The organism is Stenotrophomonas sp. SAU14A_NAIMI4_8 (assembly GCF_003086695.1).
In the GTDB taxonomy this organism is placed as follows: Bacteria; Pseudomonadota; Gammaproteobacteria; order Xanthomonadales; family Xanthomonadaceae; genus Stenotrophomonas.
This window is the reverse complement of sequence record NZ_CP025999.1, coordinates 226,344-241,529: the sequence shown is the minus strand read 5'-3', so window position 1 is coordinate 241,529 and position 15,186 is coordinate 226,344. Positions and strand designations below refer to the sequence as shown.

9 protein-coding genes and 1 riboswitch are annotated in these 15,186 nt (G+C 67.9%); of the genes, 6 read left to right on the top strand and 3 right to left on the bottom strand.

The window, feature by feature from the left end; all coding sequences use genetic code 11:
* Positions 1–12: 12 nt before the first annotated feature.
* The gene (locus tag C1930_RS01005; RefSeq protein WP_108770880.1) at positions 13–3,624 is read right to left on the bottom strand and encodes a transporter substrate-binding domain-containing protein; all 3,612 of its coding nucleotides are present in this window, start codon (positions 3,622–3,624) and stop codon (positions 13–15) included.
* 75 nt (positions 3,625–3,699) lie between these two features.
* Here C1930_RS01005 and C1930_RS01000 point away from each other — a divergent pair, with 75 nt between their 5' ends.
* The 4 genes from C1930_RS01000 (at position 3,700) to C1930_RS00985 (ending at position 8,225) form a co-directional block, all read left to right on the top strand.
* Complete coding sequence (locus tag C1930_RS01000) at positions 3,700–4,338, top strand: response regulator transcription factor (protein ID WP_108770879.1); 639 nt, start codon at positions 3,700–3,702, stop codon at positions 4,336–4,338.
* A 200-nt stretch (positions 4,339–4,538) separates the two neighbouring features.
* Complete coding sequence (locus C1930_RS00995; protein WP_234412715.1) at positions 4,539–5,480, top strand: hypothetical protein; 942 nt, start codon at positions 4,539–4,541, stop codon at positions 5,478–5,480.
* Between the two features lie 104 nt (positions 5,481–5,584).
* Complete coding sequence (locus C1930_RS00990; protein ID WP_108770877.1) at positions 5,585–7,582, top strand: XVIPCD domain-containing protein; 1,998 nt, start codon at positions 5,585–5,587, stop codon at positions 7,580–7,582.
* Between the two features lie 280 nt (positions 7,583–7,862).
* Positions 7,863–8,225 carry a glycine zipper 2TM domain-containing protein gene (locus C1930_RS00985; RefSeq protein ID WP_108748070.1) on the top strand — a complete coding sequence of 121 codons (363 nt, stop codon included), beginning with the start codon at positions 7,863–7,865 and terminating at the stop codon, positions 8,223–8,225.
* A gap of 55 nt (positions 8,226–8,280) precedes the next feature.
* Here C1930_RS00985 and betT read toward each other — a convergent pair whose 3' ends face one another.
* Together betT and C1930_RS00975 are read right to left on the bottom strand one after the other, a co-directional pair.
* Entirely contained in the window at positions 8,281–10,254 is a 1,974-nt protein-coding gene (gene betT / locus C1930_RS00980) for a choline BCCT transporter BetT (protein WP_108770876.1), read from the bottom strand.
* Positions 10,255–10,316: 62 nt separating this feature from the next.
* Positions 10,317–11,417 carry a hypothetical protein gene (locus tag C1930_RS00975; RefSeq protein WP_234412714.1) on the bottom strand — a complete coding sequence of 367 codons (1,101 nt, stop codon included), beginning with the start codon at positions 11,415–11,417 and terminating at the stop codon, positions 10,317–10,319.
* Between the two features lie 157 nt (positions 11,418–11,574).
* On the opposite strand from C1930_RS00975, the gene C1930_RS00970 reads away from it, so the two are divergent.
* Entirely contained in the window at positions 11,575–12,702 is a 1,128-nt protein-coding gene (locus tag C1930_RS00970) for a phosphotransferase (RefSeq protein WP_108770875.1), read from the top strand.
* 131 nt (positions 12,703–12,833) lie between these two features.
* A riboswitch (TPP riboswitch) is annotated at positions 12,834–12,929 on the top strand.
* Between the two features lie 73 nt (positions 12,930–13,002).
* Positions 13,003–15,183 (top strand): TonB-dependent siderophore receptor, encoded by a 2,181-nt coding sequence (locus C1930_RS00965; RefSeq protein ID WP_108770874.1) that lies wholly within the window; start codon positions 13,003–13,005, stop codon positions 15,181–15,183.
* Positions 15,184–15,186: the final 3 nt, after the last annotated feature.

Genomic DNA, 15,186 nt, shown 5'->3' with positions numbered 1-15,186 from the left:
GGTGCACAGCGTTCACTGAGCCAGCCGCTGCAACTGCTGTTGCAGCAGGGCCATGAACTCGCTCACCTGCTGCAGCAACGGCCCCATGGCCGCCTCGTCGCCCTGCTGCAGTTGCTCTTCCAGGGCGCCGGCGCGGGCGGCCAGGCCCTGCGCGCCCACCGCGCCCAGCGCACCGGCCATGCGGTGCAGGTGCTGCACCAGCTGGGCGCGGTCGCCGTCGCGCAGCGCGGCGTGCAGATCGGCCATGTCGCGGGTCGTGGCGGCCAGCAGGCTGTCGCGCAACTGGGTAGCCACCTGCAGCGAACCGAAGCGCTGTTGCAGCGCCGCCAGATCCGGCAGTGCCAGCGTTGCATCCACCAGCTCACCCGGCGCATGGGTGGCGGCGGCCAGCTCGGCCGCATCCAGCCCGGCCGCCTGTGGCAGCCAGCGCAGCAAGGCCTGGCGCAGCGTGGCCAGCGACAACGGCTTGGCCAGCACATCGTCCATGCCCGCCTCGCGGCAACGCCGTGCGTCGTCGTCCAGCACGCTGGCGGTCAGCGCCAGCACCGGCAGCCGCGGCTGGCCGTTGCGGCTCTCACGCTCGCGCAGCAGGCGGGCGAAGGCGAAGCCATCCATCACCGGCATGCGGCAGTCGGTGATCACCAGATCGAACGGTTCCTTCGCCAGCCGATCCAGGGCCTGCCGCCCGTCGTCGACCAGCACATGCGGCACGCCCAGCTGCTGCAGGCGCCAGGCCATCATCGCCTGGTTGGTCGGGTGGTCTTCCACCACCAGCACGCGCGCCGCCCGCAATGCCGGCGGCAGCAGCGCGGTCTGTTCCTGCTCGGCCAACAACGCGGCCACGTCTTCGGCGCGCGCCTCCACCAGCGCCACCTCCACGTCCACCCGCGTGCCTTCGCCCAGCACACTGTGCAGGCTCAGCTCACCGCCCATCTTGTGCACCAGGCGCCGGCAGATGCTCAACCCCAGCCCGGTGCCGCCATGCTCGCGCTGGATGTAGGCACCGGCCTGGGTGAAGGGCGCGAACAGGTGCGGAATCTGGTCCTCGGCAATGCCGATGCCGGTATCGGACACGGTCAGTCGCAGCGGCTGGCTGCCATCCTCGGCGGTGGCACCCAGCACATCCACCTGCAGGCGCACATGGCCCTCGTTGGTGAACTTGATCGCGTTGCTGAGCAGGTTGAAGACGATCTGCCGCAGGCGCACGCCATCGACTTCGTGTGCCTGGGCCAGGCGCGGGTCGATGTCCACCTGCAGCTCCAGGCCCCGTGCCGTGGCCTGCGGCGAAAGCAACCGGCACACGCTGTCCAGCAGCGGGCGCAGCGGCATCGGCACCGGCGCCAGGCGCAGCGCGCCCGCTTCCATGCGCGAATAATCCAGGATGTCGTCCAGGATCTGCCGCAGCATCTGCGCCGAATCCTCGATCACGGTGATGATGCGCTGCTGTTCCTGGTCCAGCGGCGAATGGGACAGCACTTCCAGCATGCCCAGCACGCCGCTCATGGGCGTGCGGATCTCGTGGCTCATCGTGGCCAGGAAGCGCGACTTGGCGTCGGCCGCCTGCTCGGCTTCCACCTTGGCCGCGGCCAGCGCATCGGCCTGCGCGCGCGCCTCGCTCACATCCACCCAGTAGCCGCTCCAGGTCACCGCACCGGCCTCGGCGGCATACGGATGGGCCTGGCTGCGTACCCAGCGCTGACTGTCATCTTCGGTCAGCACGCGGAACTCGAACGACAGTGCAGCGAAGTGACGCGCGGCCTGCGCGGTGGCCTGCAGGATCACGGCGCGATCATCGGGCGCGATTCGGCCCAGCAACGCCCCGGTCTCCTCCATCGCCTGCTGCCGCGTAATGCCGAACAGCGCCTGCACATCGCCGGCAATGAACGGGAAGGTGAGCGTGCCGTCGGCCGCGCGGCGGGCCTGGTAGACGATTGCCGGCAGGTTGTCGGTCACCTCGGCCAGGCGCTGCTCCACGTGGCGGCGCCCGGCCACTTCACGGCGCAGGCGCCAGTGGCCCAGGCCATGCACGGTGGCCGCGGTCAGCAGCACCAGCAGCAGCGGAATGATCCAGCGCAGCAGCCCGCCCCAGTGCACGCCCTGGCGGTATTCCACGGCCAGCCAGTCGCCACGCAGCGATTCGCGTTCGCGCGGGGTCATCTGCAGCAGCAGGCGGTCGAAGGTGGTGGCCAGGGCGGCATGGCGGTGGTTCACCGCAAGCGCCAACTGGTCGTTGAAGCCTGCCGGTGCGGCAATCTGCAGGCGGCCGGGGAAGCGCTCGCGCAGCATGTGGTCGACCAGTGCCAGGTTGCCCACGTACGCATCGGCATCACCGTCCAGCAGCCGCTGCAGCGCCTGTTCGGCACTGCGCGCGGGAATGATGCGGGCCTGCGGCGCCTGCTGCAGCACATAGCCGCGCACGCGCTCGGGGTCGGACAGCAGCACGCGCTTGCCCTGCAGGTCGGCCAGCCCCAGCAGCACCGGGCTGCCCTGCGCGGTCACGATCACATTGGGCACGCTGATGAAGGGCTGGCTGAACACCCAGTCGGGCCCCAGGTACTGCGAATCCAGCGGAATGCCCATCACTGCCTGCACATCGCCGCGCTTGGCCTTGGCCCGCACCTCGAACCAGTCGTGGCTGGGTTCGATCTGCAGGTTGGCGCCGGCCTTCACCAGCAGGCGCAGGTATTCGGCGGCCAGGCCCGTGGGCTGGCCGCCCGCGTCGGCGAAGGACAGCGGCGCCGCATTGGGCGGGAAGCCGATCTTCAGCGGCTCCTGCAGCACGCGCTTTTCGGCCTGGCTGAGGGCCAGCTGGGCCGATGCCGACCACTGCAGCGGCGGCAGCCAGCGCTGTACCAGCGCCTCCTGCTGCGAGGCGCTGCTGGCCGCCAGCGCCAGGTCCAGCGCTTCGGCCAGCGGCTGCTTGCCGTTGGGCACACCGAAATGCAGCCGCTCGGGCGGTAGATCGCTGGGCCGCAGCAGCACCACACCCTGCAGTTTTTCCTGGGCGATCAGCTCGGTGGCGACATAGGCATTGCCGATGAACACGTCAGCTTTGTCGTCTCTGACCATTTCCAACGCGGCTTGCGTGTTGTTTGCGACAAGCTGTCGGGCACGCGGGAAGCGGGCACGCACCTGCGGCGCGGTCATGAAATCCTGCTCGATCACCACCCGCAGCCCGTCCAGATCCGGCGCCTCGGACGCGCGCAGGTCACCCGGTCGGCCCACCATCGCCAGCGGCGCTTCGGCGTAGGCGCGGGTGTAGACCATGCAACGGGTGCGCTCGGCGCTCAGGGCGATGTTCATCACCACATCGATCTCGCCACGGCACGCCGCGTCCAGCACCGCATTCCAGTCCGGGTAGCGACGGAACTCCAGTTTGCTGCCCAGTTGACGGGTCAGAAGCGACAGGTAATCTGGCCCCAGCCCGGCCGGCCGGTCATCCTGCAGGAACTCGTAGGGCGGCCAGCCGCTGTCATACTGGCCGACAACCACCACCGGATGCGCGGCCAGGAACTGGCGCTGCAACGGGGTGAGCGGCAAGGGTCCGGGCTCGGCCTGGGCCAGCAGCGACAGGCCCAGCAAGCCCAGCAACAGGACCCATCCACGAACAGCGCCGTTCCGCATCTGCGACGATCTCCCTTGAACCCGCCGGGTACCGCGCTGCTCGCGGCCGGCACTGCCCGAAGGCCATACTAGAGCATGACCTTGCGCATCATCATCGCAGACGATCACCCCGTGGTCCGCATCGGAACCCGCGCGGTCATCGAATCCAGTGGCGTGGGCCGGGTGGTTGGCGAAGCCGACAATGCCCAGGCCCTGATCGCACTGCTGGCCAACCAGCCCTGCGACCTGCTGGTCACCGACTATTCCATGCCCGGCAGCGCCCAGGCCGACGGCTTCGCGATGATCGGCATGATCCGCCGCCGCTATCCCGATCTGCCGGTGCTGCTGCTCAGCGTGTCCAACAACCTGGCCATCCTGCGCATGGTGCTGGACAGCGGCGTGCTCGGCCTGGTGGACAAGAGCTCGTCCATGGAAGAACTGCCACAGGCGATCCAGGCGGTCTACCGCGGCCAGTCCTACATCAGCCGCAGCCTGCGCGAGCGCGTGGAAGAGGCCGGCAGCTGGCGCATGCGCGAAGGCGACGGCAAGCCGCTGTCACCGCGCGAAGTGGAAGTGCTGCGCCTGCTCGGCACCGGCATGACCGTGAAGGAGATCTCGCTGCAGCTGCACAAGAGCGTCAGCACCATCAGCCGGCAGAAAGGCGATGCCATGCTGAAGCTGGGGCTGAAGGGCGACGCCGAGCTGTTCGACTACCTGCGCGACGGCAAAATCTGAGAACTGCTTCACGGTTTCACGGTGGCCGCCCGGTGCTGACACTGTGATCGACGCCACGGCTGTGCCATGATCCGCGCCGATGGGCTCTCCCATGCGAGGTCGAAGGAATCGACCGGCCCATCACCACGCTGCCCGACTGCGGGCGGCGCGCATTCTGCGTTGGCCATCCGGCCCGACGCCCGCACACCATGGAGAGGCGCATGACCCATTCCCCCCGTTACGTCCCGGCTGCCGCCCGCCCGCGATTGCGCATGGCGTTGGCTGGCCTGGCCGTTTCGCTGCTGGCCAGCGCCTGCACTCCCTCGACCTCGACCGCGTCACCCCAGGGCGCCGCCGCGCCACGACAGGAAGTTGCCCCCATGCAGAACTCCGCCACCGCCGCTGCGACCCCCGCCGCGGTTGCCACCCCGCCCGATGCCGGCAGCGTGCTGTACTTCATCTACCAGGTGGATGGCGACGGCGCCGTCTCCTACGAAGTGGCCAATGGCGCCGTGGCGACCTTCTGGTTCGGCCACAGCTACGAAGTGGCCGGCACCCGTTACTACACCGGCTTTGCCTGGAACACGCCGCAGAAGTTCGGCAAGCCCGGCGAAGACGACGTGGGCCCGGAAAGCCGTGTCACCCTGTCCGAAGCCACCTTCACCCTGAGCGGTGACAAGCCCGACCGCCCCTGGGTGTTGAAGGGCGTGGAGCCGTGGATCGGTGCGATCGGCGCCTATGGCACCGCCCCGGACGTGGACGGCAAGCGCAAGCCGGTCGAACACCGCACCGCCGCCGGCAAGCTGGTGCTGGCCGTGCCCACCCGCAGCTTCAGCAACGGCACCAGCGTGGAAGGCTACGAGATCCTGGTGTTCAACCCGGACTACGAGACTTCCGAAGATGGCCAGGTCTGGGCCAGTGCCGGCACGGTGAACACCGGCGAAGACAATTCGGCTGCCTGCGACGACGGTGCGGTGATGCCGTGCATCAGCAACCAGGGCACGCTCAGCTTCAGCGCCGTGCCGGGCAGCGATCTGCCGGCCATCACCGTGGCCGCCACCGGCACCACCATCGATGCACCGGGGCAGACCCGTGCACTGGGCGCCAGCGATGCACGCCGCTATCACTACGACGCCGCCCGCAAGGCCTACGTCGCGCAGTAACCCTTACACGCAGTACCTGTTGACCGACATGTTGATGACTCACGGATGAGTCCGGTTGGCGTAACGCGGCACAGGCCGCTCCATCAACCCCAGAGGAAAACGTCATGGCACAACGTGACTACAGCAGACAGGAAGTTCTCGACATCATCGAACAGGTGGCCCAGCGCAAGGGCATTCCCAGCGAAGACTTCCTGCGCTTTGCCCATATCGAGACCGGCGGCCAGTTCGACGAACGCGCGCACAACAGCCGCACCGACGCCAAGGGGCTGTTCCAGTTCCTGCCGTCGTCGGCGCGCCAGTACGGCCTGAGTGGCCACGAGTACGACCCGACCCGCAACACTGAAGCGGCCGCGGACATGTTCCAGCGCAACCTGGCCGACATGGAAAAGCGCCACGCGCGCACCGGCCACCCGTACCTGTCCGGCGAAGCATCGCCCACCGGCCTGGACCTGTACCTGGCCCACCAGCAGGGTGCGGCCGGTTACGGCTCCATCCAGACCGCCATCGCCACCGGCACCTTCGGCGTGGTGCGTGATGGCCATGGCGAACCGATCAACATGCGCCCGCGCATCATGGGCCAGATCGGCAGCGACATCGAAGCGCTGACCGGCCACACCCGCGCGGAAATGCGCACGATGAACGACAAGGACCTGGCCAGCACCTTCGCCCAGTACTACGACCGCAAGTACGACGGCATCAGCATTCCGGAAAAGAACATCGCCGCCATCAGCGCCGATGCGCCGGCGCGCAGCGCACCGGTGCAGGCCGCTGCGGGCCCGACCCAGACCGTGCCGGCGCCCACCGCCGCCACCGTGTCGGCTGCAGCGGCGGCCAACCAGGACAAGCCGGGCATCGCCCTGACCGCCGCCTACGATGCCGGCGTGAAGTACGACGATGTGAAGTACGCAATCAACATCGCGTCCAGCCAGTACTACCGTGGCAACGGCATCACCGGCAAGAACGTGGACCAGGGCTACGCGGACTGCTCCGGCTGGGTCGGCACGATGCTGAACAAGACCCAGGACGAGATCAACCAGAAGGCCGGCCACGCCGTCTATGGCGATGCCGACAAGATCAAGCTGGGCTTCGCCGGTTCCGGCGGCATCGTGCAGCAGGCCTACAAGGATTCGGGCGTGCTGCTGCAGCGCGACGACATCCTGAAGCCGGGCGCGCTGCAGGAAGGCATGGTGATCGGCCTGGACACGGCCAAGACCAAGCACGAGCACTGGAACGGCATCGACCACATCGTGATGGTGGTGCGCGACCCCAACACCGACAAGCTGCTGATCAGCCAGTCCACCGGCAAGCTGGGCGTGCACACCATGCCGGTGGAGGACTACCTGAAGCAGGTGGAAAACCACCCGAACTGGAAGCTGTTCGCCTCCGACCCGCTGCACAAGGCGCGCGACCTGCTGGAAAACCGCAGCCAGACCCAGCAGCACGAACAGGGCAAGGAAGCACCTGCGCAGGCCGCCGCCAGCGCACCGCGCAGCGAGATCCACCGCAATGGCGACCACAGCGAAGGCGTGCGCAAGGCGCAGGAACAGCTGGGTCACCTGGGCTACGTGGGCGCCGACGGCAAGCCGCTGTTCGAGGATGGCAAGTTCGGCCGCAACACCGAAGCGGCCGTGCGTGAGTTCCAGAAGGACAACGGCCTGGCCGTGGACGGCATCATCGGCCCGAAGACGCTCGATGCCATCAACGATGCGCGCGAACGTCCGCTGCTGAACGACGAACGCCACCCGCGCAACCCGATGTACAACCAGGCCGTGCACGGTCTGGAGCAGTTGCCGCCGGGTACGTTCAAGGACCGCCACGCGCTGGAAGCCACCGCCGCCACGCTCACCCGCGACGCCCATGCCGCCGGTCTGCAGCGCATCGATTCGGTGGTGCCCAGCATGAACGGTGAGCGCCTGTTCGCCGTGCAAGGCGCAATGGGCGACCCGGCCGCCGTGCGCGCCTCGGTCGATGCCAAGGCCGCCAGCGAACAGAGCGTGGCCCTGAGCAGCGGTGCCGTGCAGGGCGCACCGAACGTGCTGCAGCAGCAGGACGATCAGCAGCAGGAACAGGTGCGCCAGAACCAGCGCGCGATGGGGCACTGAGCCCGGTGGTGCCGGCTTCGGGTCAGAGCCCTTTCCTGCGGAAAGGGATCTGACCCTGGGGGTCGGATCCCGTCCGCCGGACGGGCTCCGACCCTGCTGTTCAGCTTTCTGCTTTCAGGCGGGCTTCATGGCGCATGACGCTAGATGAATGCGCACACCGACCGGGTGGCCCACGCAATGTTCCGGCAATGTCCGAAGCCCAGCGTGGTACCTGCGGCAGCCACGGCGCCCAGGCGCCTTCCCTGCCCCGCGTGGCATGCCCCCAACTGGAGACCCGAACATGTTCAATACGTCCTCACTCAGCTTCCGCAGCCTCGGCCTCGCCCTGGCGCTGCTGGCCGGCTTGGCCGTGGTCGGCGATGCCAGCGCCCTGTCACGCAAGGACAAGCGCACCGTGGTCGGTGCGGTGGTGGGCGGCGTGGCCGGTCACCTGATCTCCAACGGCGACCCGACCGCCACCGTGGGCGGTGCCGTGGCCGGTGGTGCCATCGGCAACCTGACCACCAAGGACCGCCACGACGATCGTCGCTACGACCGCCGCTATGACCGTCGCTATGGCCATGACCGCGGCCACGACCGCCGTTACTACCGCCACGATGATCGCCGCTACCGCCACGACCGCGGTCGCCACCGCGGCTGGTAAGTACACCTGGCAACACCCGGAACGCCGGCCGCAGTAACGGCCGGCGTTCTGCTGTTCAGCGCACGTGGTCCAGGAACTGCCGGTGGCGGGCGTACTGGTCCAACACATCGTGGATCAGCTGCACGCGCGTCCAGCCCATCACGTCATAGTCCTGCCCGCCCTCGCGCAGATAGACCTCGGCGCGGAAGTAACGCCCGGCCTTGGCGGCGCGGCGCGGGTCCTGCAGGGTGAAGCTGGGCGGCTCATACGGCTGCGGCCGCACCGAATAGAAGAAGTCCATTTCCTGGCCATGGCCGACCTGCAGCCAGGCGCGGCCATCCTCGCCCAGGGTCACCTCGACCTCCAGCTCCTGTCGCCGCAGTTCACCGGCCACGTCCTGCAGGGCCGGCATCACCTGCTGGTCGATGAAGCGCAGCACCTCGGCCTGCACCGGGTTGTGCGCCAGCAACCGCAGGCGCGCACGCCAGTCATCGCTGGTGCCGGGCAGGATGCGTGCGTCGCGGATGATCGAGCGCTTGGTGGCATCCAGGCGCATCGCCTTCAGCAGCCCCCAGCACATCAGGATCATCACCAGGGTGAAGGGGAACGCGCTGGCGATCGTGGCCGCCTGCAGTGATTCCAGGCCACCGGCAAACAACAGCGCCACCGCCAGCGCACCCACCAGCAACGCCCAGAAGATGCGCTGCCACAGCGGTGATTCTTCCTCACCCTTGGAGGTGAGCATGTCGATCACCAAAGCACCCGAATCGGCAGAGGTGACGAAGAACAACGCCACCAGCAGCACCGCCAGGCACGAGGTCGCCATCGTCCACGGCAGATGGCGCAGGAACTCGAACAGCGCCATGGAGCTGTCGCTGGAAACGGTCTGCACCAGTTCCTGTACCCCTTCAGCGCGCACCATGAACAAGGCGGTGTTGCCGTAGATGGTCATCCACAGGAAGGTGAAGCCCAGCGGCACCAGCAGCACGCCCACCACGAATTCGCGCACGGTGCGGCCACGCGAGATGCGCGCGATGAACATGCCCACGAACGGCGACCAGGCGATCCACCAGCCCCAATAGAACAGCGTCCAACCGCCCAGCCAGCCGGTGGGCTCGTAGGCGTACAGGTTGAAGGTCATCGAGAACAGCTGCGACACGTACATGCCGGTGTTCTGCACCAGCACCTGCAACAGGTGCACGGTGGGTCCGCAGACCAGCACGAAGGCCAGCAGTGCCGCTGCCAGGATCATGTTCAATTCCGACAATCTGCGCACGCCGCTGTCCAAGCCCGCCACCACCGAACCGGTGGCCACCAGGGTGATGACGGCGATCAGCACCACCTGCACCAGCGTGCTCACTTCCAGCCCGAACAGGTAGTTCAGGCCGGAGTTGATCTGCATCACGCCCAGCCCCAGCGAGGTGGCCAGGCCGAAGATGGTGCCCAGCGCGGCGAAGGTATCCACGGTGTGGCCGATCGGCCCGTGGATGCGTTCACCGATGAGCGGGTACAGCGCCGAGCGCACGCGCAGCGGCAGGTTGTGGCGGAAGCCGAAGTACGCCAGCGCCAGCGCCACTACCGCGTAGATCGCCCACGCGTGCACGCCCCAGTGGAAGAAGGTGATGCGCATGGCCTGGCGTGCCGCCGCAGCCGATTCGGGCGTGCCGGTGGGCGGGGTGGCGTAGTGCATGATCGGTTCGGCCACGCCGAAGAACATCAGGCCGATGCCCATGCCGGCGGCAAACAACATCGCGAACCACGAGGCATAGCTGTAGTCGGGGCGGCTGTGGTCGGGGCCCAGCTTGATGCGGCCATAGCCGCTGACGGCCACGCCCACCACGAACACCAGGAAGCCGGCGACGGCCAGGATGGTGAACCAGCCCGCATCGTTGGCGGTCCAGTTCTTGGCGGCGGTGAACCAGTGCGTGGCCAGTTCCGGCGCGAAGATGGCCAGGGCCAGCAGGGCGATGACGATCGCCGCGGTGGGAATGAATACCTGCGGCAGGATGCGCTGCCTGACGGGGGTGGGGTGCGGAGCGGAGCTCGGCATGTCGTCCTCCGTGAACGGAAATGCGTGAAGGGAATACGCGGCGGACCGCGAGGAGGGGCGTCCTAGAAGTAGAAACCGATATTGAGGTTCAGGCGTGAGTGCCAGCGTGAGGGCCCTTGCGGGTCCAGGCCGATGCCATCGCCGCCGGCGAACCACATGTTCTTTCCGGCGATCCAGTCGATGTAGGTCAGCATCATGCCCTTGCCCAGGCTGCAGCCGGTGACGTTCTGCCACGACGAGCGCATGCCCGGCTGGCGTTGCAGCGGGCGGGTCATGCTCACGTTGTTGTAGCAGGTGATGTCATCCAGCCAACGCTGCGCGCCGAACGAATAGGCTACGTTGACGCTGGGCACATCGGCTTTGCGCGCGATCTGGAACGGTGCCTGGAAAGCCGACAACGCGATGGTCGCTCCCGGCACACCGTAGTGGTAGCGCGCCCATTGCAGCTGGGTGGTCCAGCCATCGCGCGCCCATTGCGCATGCACGGCCATGCCGTGGTGATCATGATGGCGGCGCGTTTCCACGTTCTGCACCGAACCGCTGAATGCCGACGCACCCAACAGCAGGGTTCCACCGTGCCAGTCACGGTCATGCTCGTAACGCAGGTTTACCCGGTCGCGCTCGCGGTAGGGCAGCTCCGGCGTGCGTGCCACATCGAACGAATAGCGGTCGTAGCGCGCCGCGTCGCCGTACTCATCGCCGGCAAACCAGCCGACGTGCCACAGGTGGTGGCCACTGCGATGCTGCAGCACCAGGCCGGGATCGTAGTCATCCTCGATGCCCAGGTAGTAGCCGGAGCCGAACCAGAAGCTCTGCGAAGCCGTAGGCAGCAGGCCGAACGGCACCTGCTGGATACCCGCACGCAGATCGGTGTCTTCGTTGAACTGCCAGCCTGCATAGGCGTGGTGGACCGCATCGAAGCCGTCATACCAGCGGTACTGCGCCGAGAAAAACAGCGGCCCGGCACCGGCATCGATGTCGGCACGCAGCAGTTCCAGCTGCAGCCCGCTGGTGGGGCCGTAGTCCAGCCACCCATAGTTGAAGCGGACGGCGCCGCCGGCGTCGAACCACGGTTCCGCATTGGGATCGTGGGGCTGTGCCAGCGCCTGGCCGGCCGATGCACACGCCAGTGCGCCAAGAAAAATAGAGAAAAAACATCGCACGATTGCGTCCCGGTGCCTCCCTGTTTCCAGAATGGAAGCCTGCCAGTGTAACCAGCGCGGGTGTTCGCCCCGTTCACCGGGCCAGCGCAGGGATGCGGCACGGGCGGTACCATGAGCGTGCTGTGCTGCTGCCCATCCGATCTGCGAACGCGCCACCATGACCGATACTTCCCACCGCGTGCAGGGCCTGAACAACGACGAGGTCGCGGCCGACTGGCCGGCGATTTCCGCGCAGGACCTGGCCTGGTTGGGGCAGCGCTATACGCAGCTCGGCCCTACTGCCACGCTGCAATGGCACAGCCCGCGCCCGCTCTCGGCCGCGGCGATCGCGCGCGGCGAACACGGCGCCGTTTTCATCAAGCGCCACCACCACAGCGTGCGCAGTGCCGCCGTGCTGCAGGAAGAACACCGTTTCATCGCCCATCTGGCGGCGCGCGATGTACCGGTGGTGCAGGTGCTTGCTGCAGACAACGGGCAGACCGCGCTGGAGCAGGGCCCGTGGACCTACGAACTGCACGCGGTGGGCGCCGGGGAGGACCTCTACCGCGATGCACCTTCGTGGTCCCTGCTGACCGACATCGCACAGGCGCAGGAAGCCGGCCGCATGCTGGCCCGGCTGCACCGTGCCGCAGCCGATTATCAGGCGCCACAGCGCGCTACCCATATCCTGGTGGCACGCGACGATCTGATCCGCGCACACGATCCCATCGCCGCGCTGCAGGCCAGCCTGCCTGATCGCCCCGGCCTGGCCCGCTACCTGGCGCGCATTCCCTGGCAGGCGCAGCTGCGCGAGCACGTGCTGCCCTGGCATGCCGGCCTGGCCGAGCGGCTGCAGCACGAACCGCGGCTGTGGGCGCACAACGACTGGCACGTCTCCAACCTGCTGTGGGCCCGCGACGGGCAGATCGCCACCGTGCTGGATTTCGGCCTGGCCTCGCCCACCAGCGCGCTGTTCGACCTGGCCACGGCCATCGAGCGCAATGCGGTGGCCTGGCTGGAGCTGCAGCGCGGCGCCGACGCGGTGCGCAGCGATATCGCCCTGGCCCTGCTGGCCGGCTACCGGCAGGTGCTGCCGTTGTCGGCCGAGCGTGTGCATCTGCTGGCCGACCTGCTGCCGATGGTGCATTTCGACTTCGCACTGTCCGAAGTGGAGTACTTCGAAGGCATCACCGGCTCCACCGCCAATGCCGACGTGGCCTGGCAGCCGTTCATGCTGGGCCACCCGGCCTGGTTCCATACCGAGGCCGGGCAAGGCCTGCTGCAGGCGCTGCACGCTGCGGCATAGCGGCCTACAAGCCTGGGGTCAGAGCCCTTTCCTGCGGAAAGGGATCTGACCCCTCCATACTCTGCCCCCAGCCCCGGCCCCCCTGCCCCGTTCCCGGACTCGCAAATCCGTACGGTTTGTAGTGAAATGGTCACCTGAAGCGGGGGTGCCTGGATCTGCCAGGCTGAGAGAGTCCCTTGGAACCTGATCCGGTTTGCACCGGCGTAGGGAGCTTTGAGCAGCTGTCGCACCCCCCGTTCCCTGGGCCGGTGCGTCCGCGCGCCGTCGCTTCGTCTCCCTTGCTGTCAGAAGACGAACCGAATGAACCGCTGCCTGCGCCCCACCCTGCTCGCCCTGGCCCTGTGTGCCGCCCTGCCGCTGCATGCCAGCGAGGCCGCCACCGATGCCGCCGACACCTCCGATCGTTCGCCCACCGATCTGGCCGCCGTGCGCGTGCAGGCCGGCAAGCCCGCCTCTGCCAGTTCGCGCGCCAATGCCTTCGGCGGTGGCAGCTGGAAAGACACCCCGGCATCGGTGAACGTGCTCGACCGCAGCTACCTGGAACAGCGCCAGGTGCGTTCGCTGTCCGAACTGGCCAGCAACGATGCCTCGCTGGGCGATGCCTATGCCCCGGTCGGCTACTACCAGAACGTGGCCATTCGCGGCTTCGCGCTGGACGCCGCCACCGGCTACCGCTTCAACGGCCTGTCGATGGCCGGCGAACAGCGGCTGGCGCTGGAGAACGTGGAATCGGTGGAAATCCTGAAGGGTGAAGCCGGCCTGGCTGCCGGGGTGATGGCCCCGGGCGGCATCATCAACTACGTGGGCAAGCGCCCGGCCGAAGTGCGCACGGTCACCCTGGGCACCGATTCGGAAGGCTCGCGCTACGCCGCCGTGGACGTGGGCCACTGGCTGACCCCGCGCTTCGGCGTGCGCTTCAACGCCGCCTGGGATGCCAGCGATTCGTATATCGAACACCTCGATGGCCGCCGCAACTTCTACTCGCTGGCCGCCGACTGGCTGATCGGCGAACGCGGCAAGCTGGAAGTGGATGCCAACTACCAGACCAGTTCGCAGCGCTCGGCATCGGGCTACCAGCTGCTGGGGGCCAGCGAACTGCCGCGCGGCGTGGACCGTGACCACCTGCTGGGCTACCAGCCGTGGCAGATGCCGGTGGGCATTGCCAGCACCAACATCACCGTGCAGCACACCTACGATTTCAGCAGCAGCTGGCAGTCGCGCGTGGCGTTGGGCCACAGCCGCACGGTGATCGATGACAACGTGGCCTTCGCCTACGGCTGCTACTACGCCGCGCAGTGCGCCGACGGCAGCGTGCCGGGCAACTACTTCGCGCCCAATGGCGATTACGATGTCTACGACTACCGCAGCCCCGACGACACCCGCCGCAACCAGCAGGCACGCGCCGAGCTGCGCGGACGCTTCAGCACCGGCAGCGTTGGCCATGAGCTGACCCTGGGCGGCGAGACCTACCGCCGCACCGTGGACCGCCGCCCCAGCGTGAACGAGTACGTGGGCACCACCAACTACCACGACGGCCAGGTGCCGGTGTTCGACCCGTCGCCGTTGCAGCCGGGCCCGTCCGCGCGTCGCCTGGACAGCCGCCAGCACGCATTCTTCGCATTGGACAGGCTCAGCTTCGGCGACGACTGGCAGTGGCTGGCCGGTGGCCGCTACGTGCGCCTGGACGAGCGCGCCTACGACAAGCGCGGCAACCCGCAGCGGCACAGCCGGCTGTCGCGCTTCCTGCCGCAGACCGCCCTGGTGTGGAAGGCCACCGACCAGCTGAACGCCTACGCCAGTTACGTGCGCGGCATTTCGCTGGGGCAGGAAGCGCCGTTCTGGACCAGCAACGCCGACACCTTCCTGCCGGCGGTGGAATCGCGCCAGCTGGAAGCGGGCGTGAAGTACGCGCCGAACGAGGCGCTGAGCGTGGGCGCGGCGGTGTTCCGCATCAGCCAGCCCTACCAGTACGCCAAGCCGGACGACAGCGATGTGGGCTTCACCTTCGTGCAGGAAGGCCAGCAGACCCACACCGGGCTGGAGCTGACCGCCAACGGCCAGCTGACCGATGCGCTGCAGGTGGTGGCCAGCGCCAGCGTGCTGCGCGCACGCGCACGCGATGCCGGAACGCCGGCCTATGAAGGGCACCAGCTGGTGAACGTGCCGAAGATGCGCGCCAGCGTGCACCTGGCCTACGCGCTGCCGTTCGTGCAGGGCCTGCAGGTGACCGGGGGCTGGCGCTACGCATCGGCCAACGTGGCGCGTGCCGATGGCGCGGTGCGTGCGCCGGACTATTCGGTGTTCGATGCCGGTCTGCGCTTCCAGCACCGCCTGCACGAACGTGCGGTCACCTGGAACCTGTCGGTGGACAACGTGTTCAACCGCTTCTACTGGCGTGACACCGGCAGCAGCGCCGGTGACTACTACCTGTTCCCCGGTGCGCCGCGACAGGCGCGCCTGTCGGTGACGTTCGCGCTGTGAACG

Coding starts and splice junctions, on each gene's coding strand:
- C1930_RS00990 (WP_108770877.1), top strand. CDS start 5,585: ATGGCACAACGTGACTACAGCAGACAGGAAGTTCTCGACATCATCGAA.
- C1930_RS00985 (WP_108748070.1), top strand. CDS start 7,863: ATGTTCAATACGTCCTCACTCAGCTTCCGCAGCCTCGGCCTCGCCCTG.
- C1930_RS01005 (WP_108770880.1), bottom strand. CDS start 3,624: ATGCGGAACGGCGCTGTTCGTGGATGGGTCCTGTTGCTGGGCTTGCTG.
- C1930_RS00995 (WP_234412715.1), top strand. CDS start 4,539: ATGACCCATTCCCCCCGTTACGTCCCGGCTGCCGCCCGCCCGCGATTG.
- C1930_RS00970 (WP_108770875.1), top strand. CDS start 11,575: ATGACCGATACTTCCCACCGCGTGCAGGGCCTGAACAACGACGAGGTC.
- C1930_RS00965 (WP_108770874.1), top strand. CDS start 13,003: ATGAACCGCTGCCTGCGCCCCACCCTGCTCGCCCTGGCCCTGTGTGCC.
- betT (WP_108770876.1), bottom strand. CDS start 10,254: ATGCCGAGCTCCGCTCCGCACCCCACCCCCGTCAGGCAGCGCATCCTG.
- C1930_RS01000 (WP_108770879.1), top strand. CDS start 3,700: ATGACCTTGCGCATCATCATCGCAGACGATCACCCCGTGGTCCGCATC.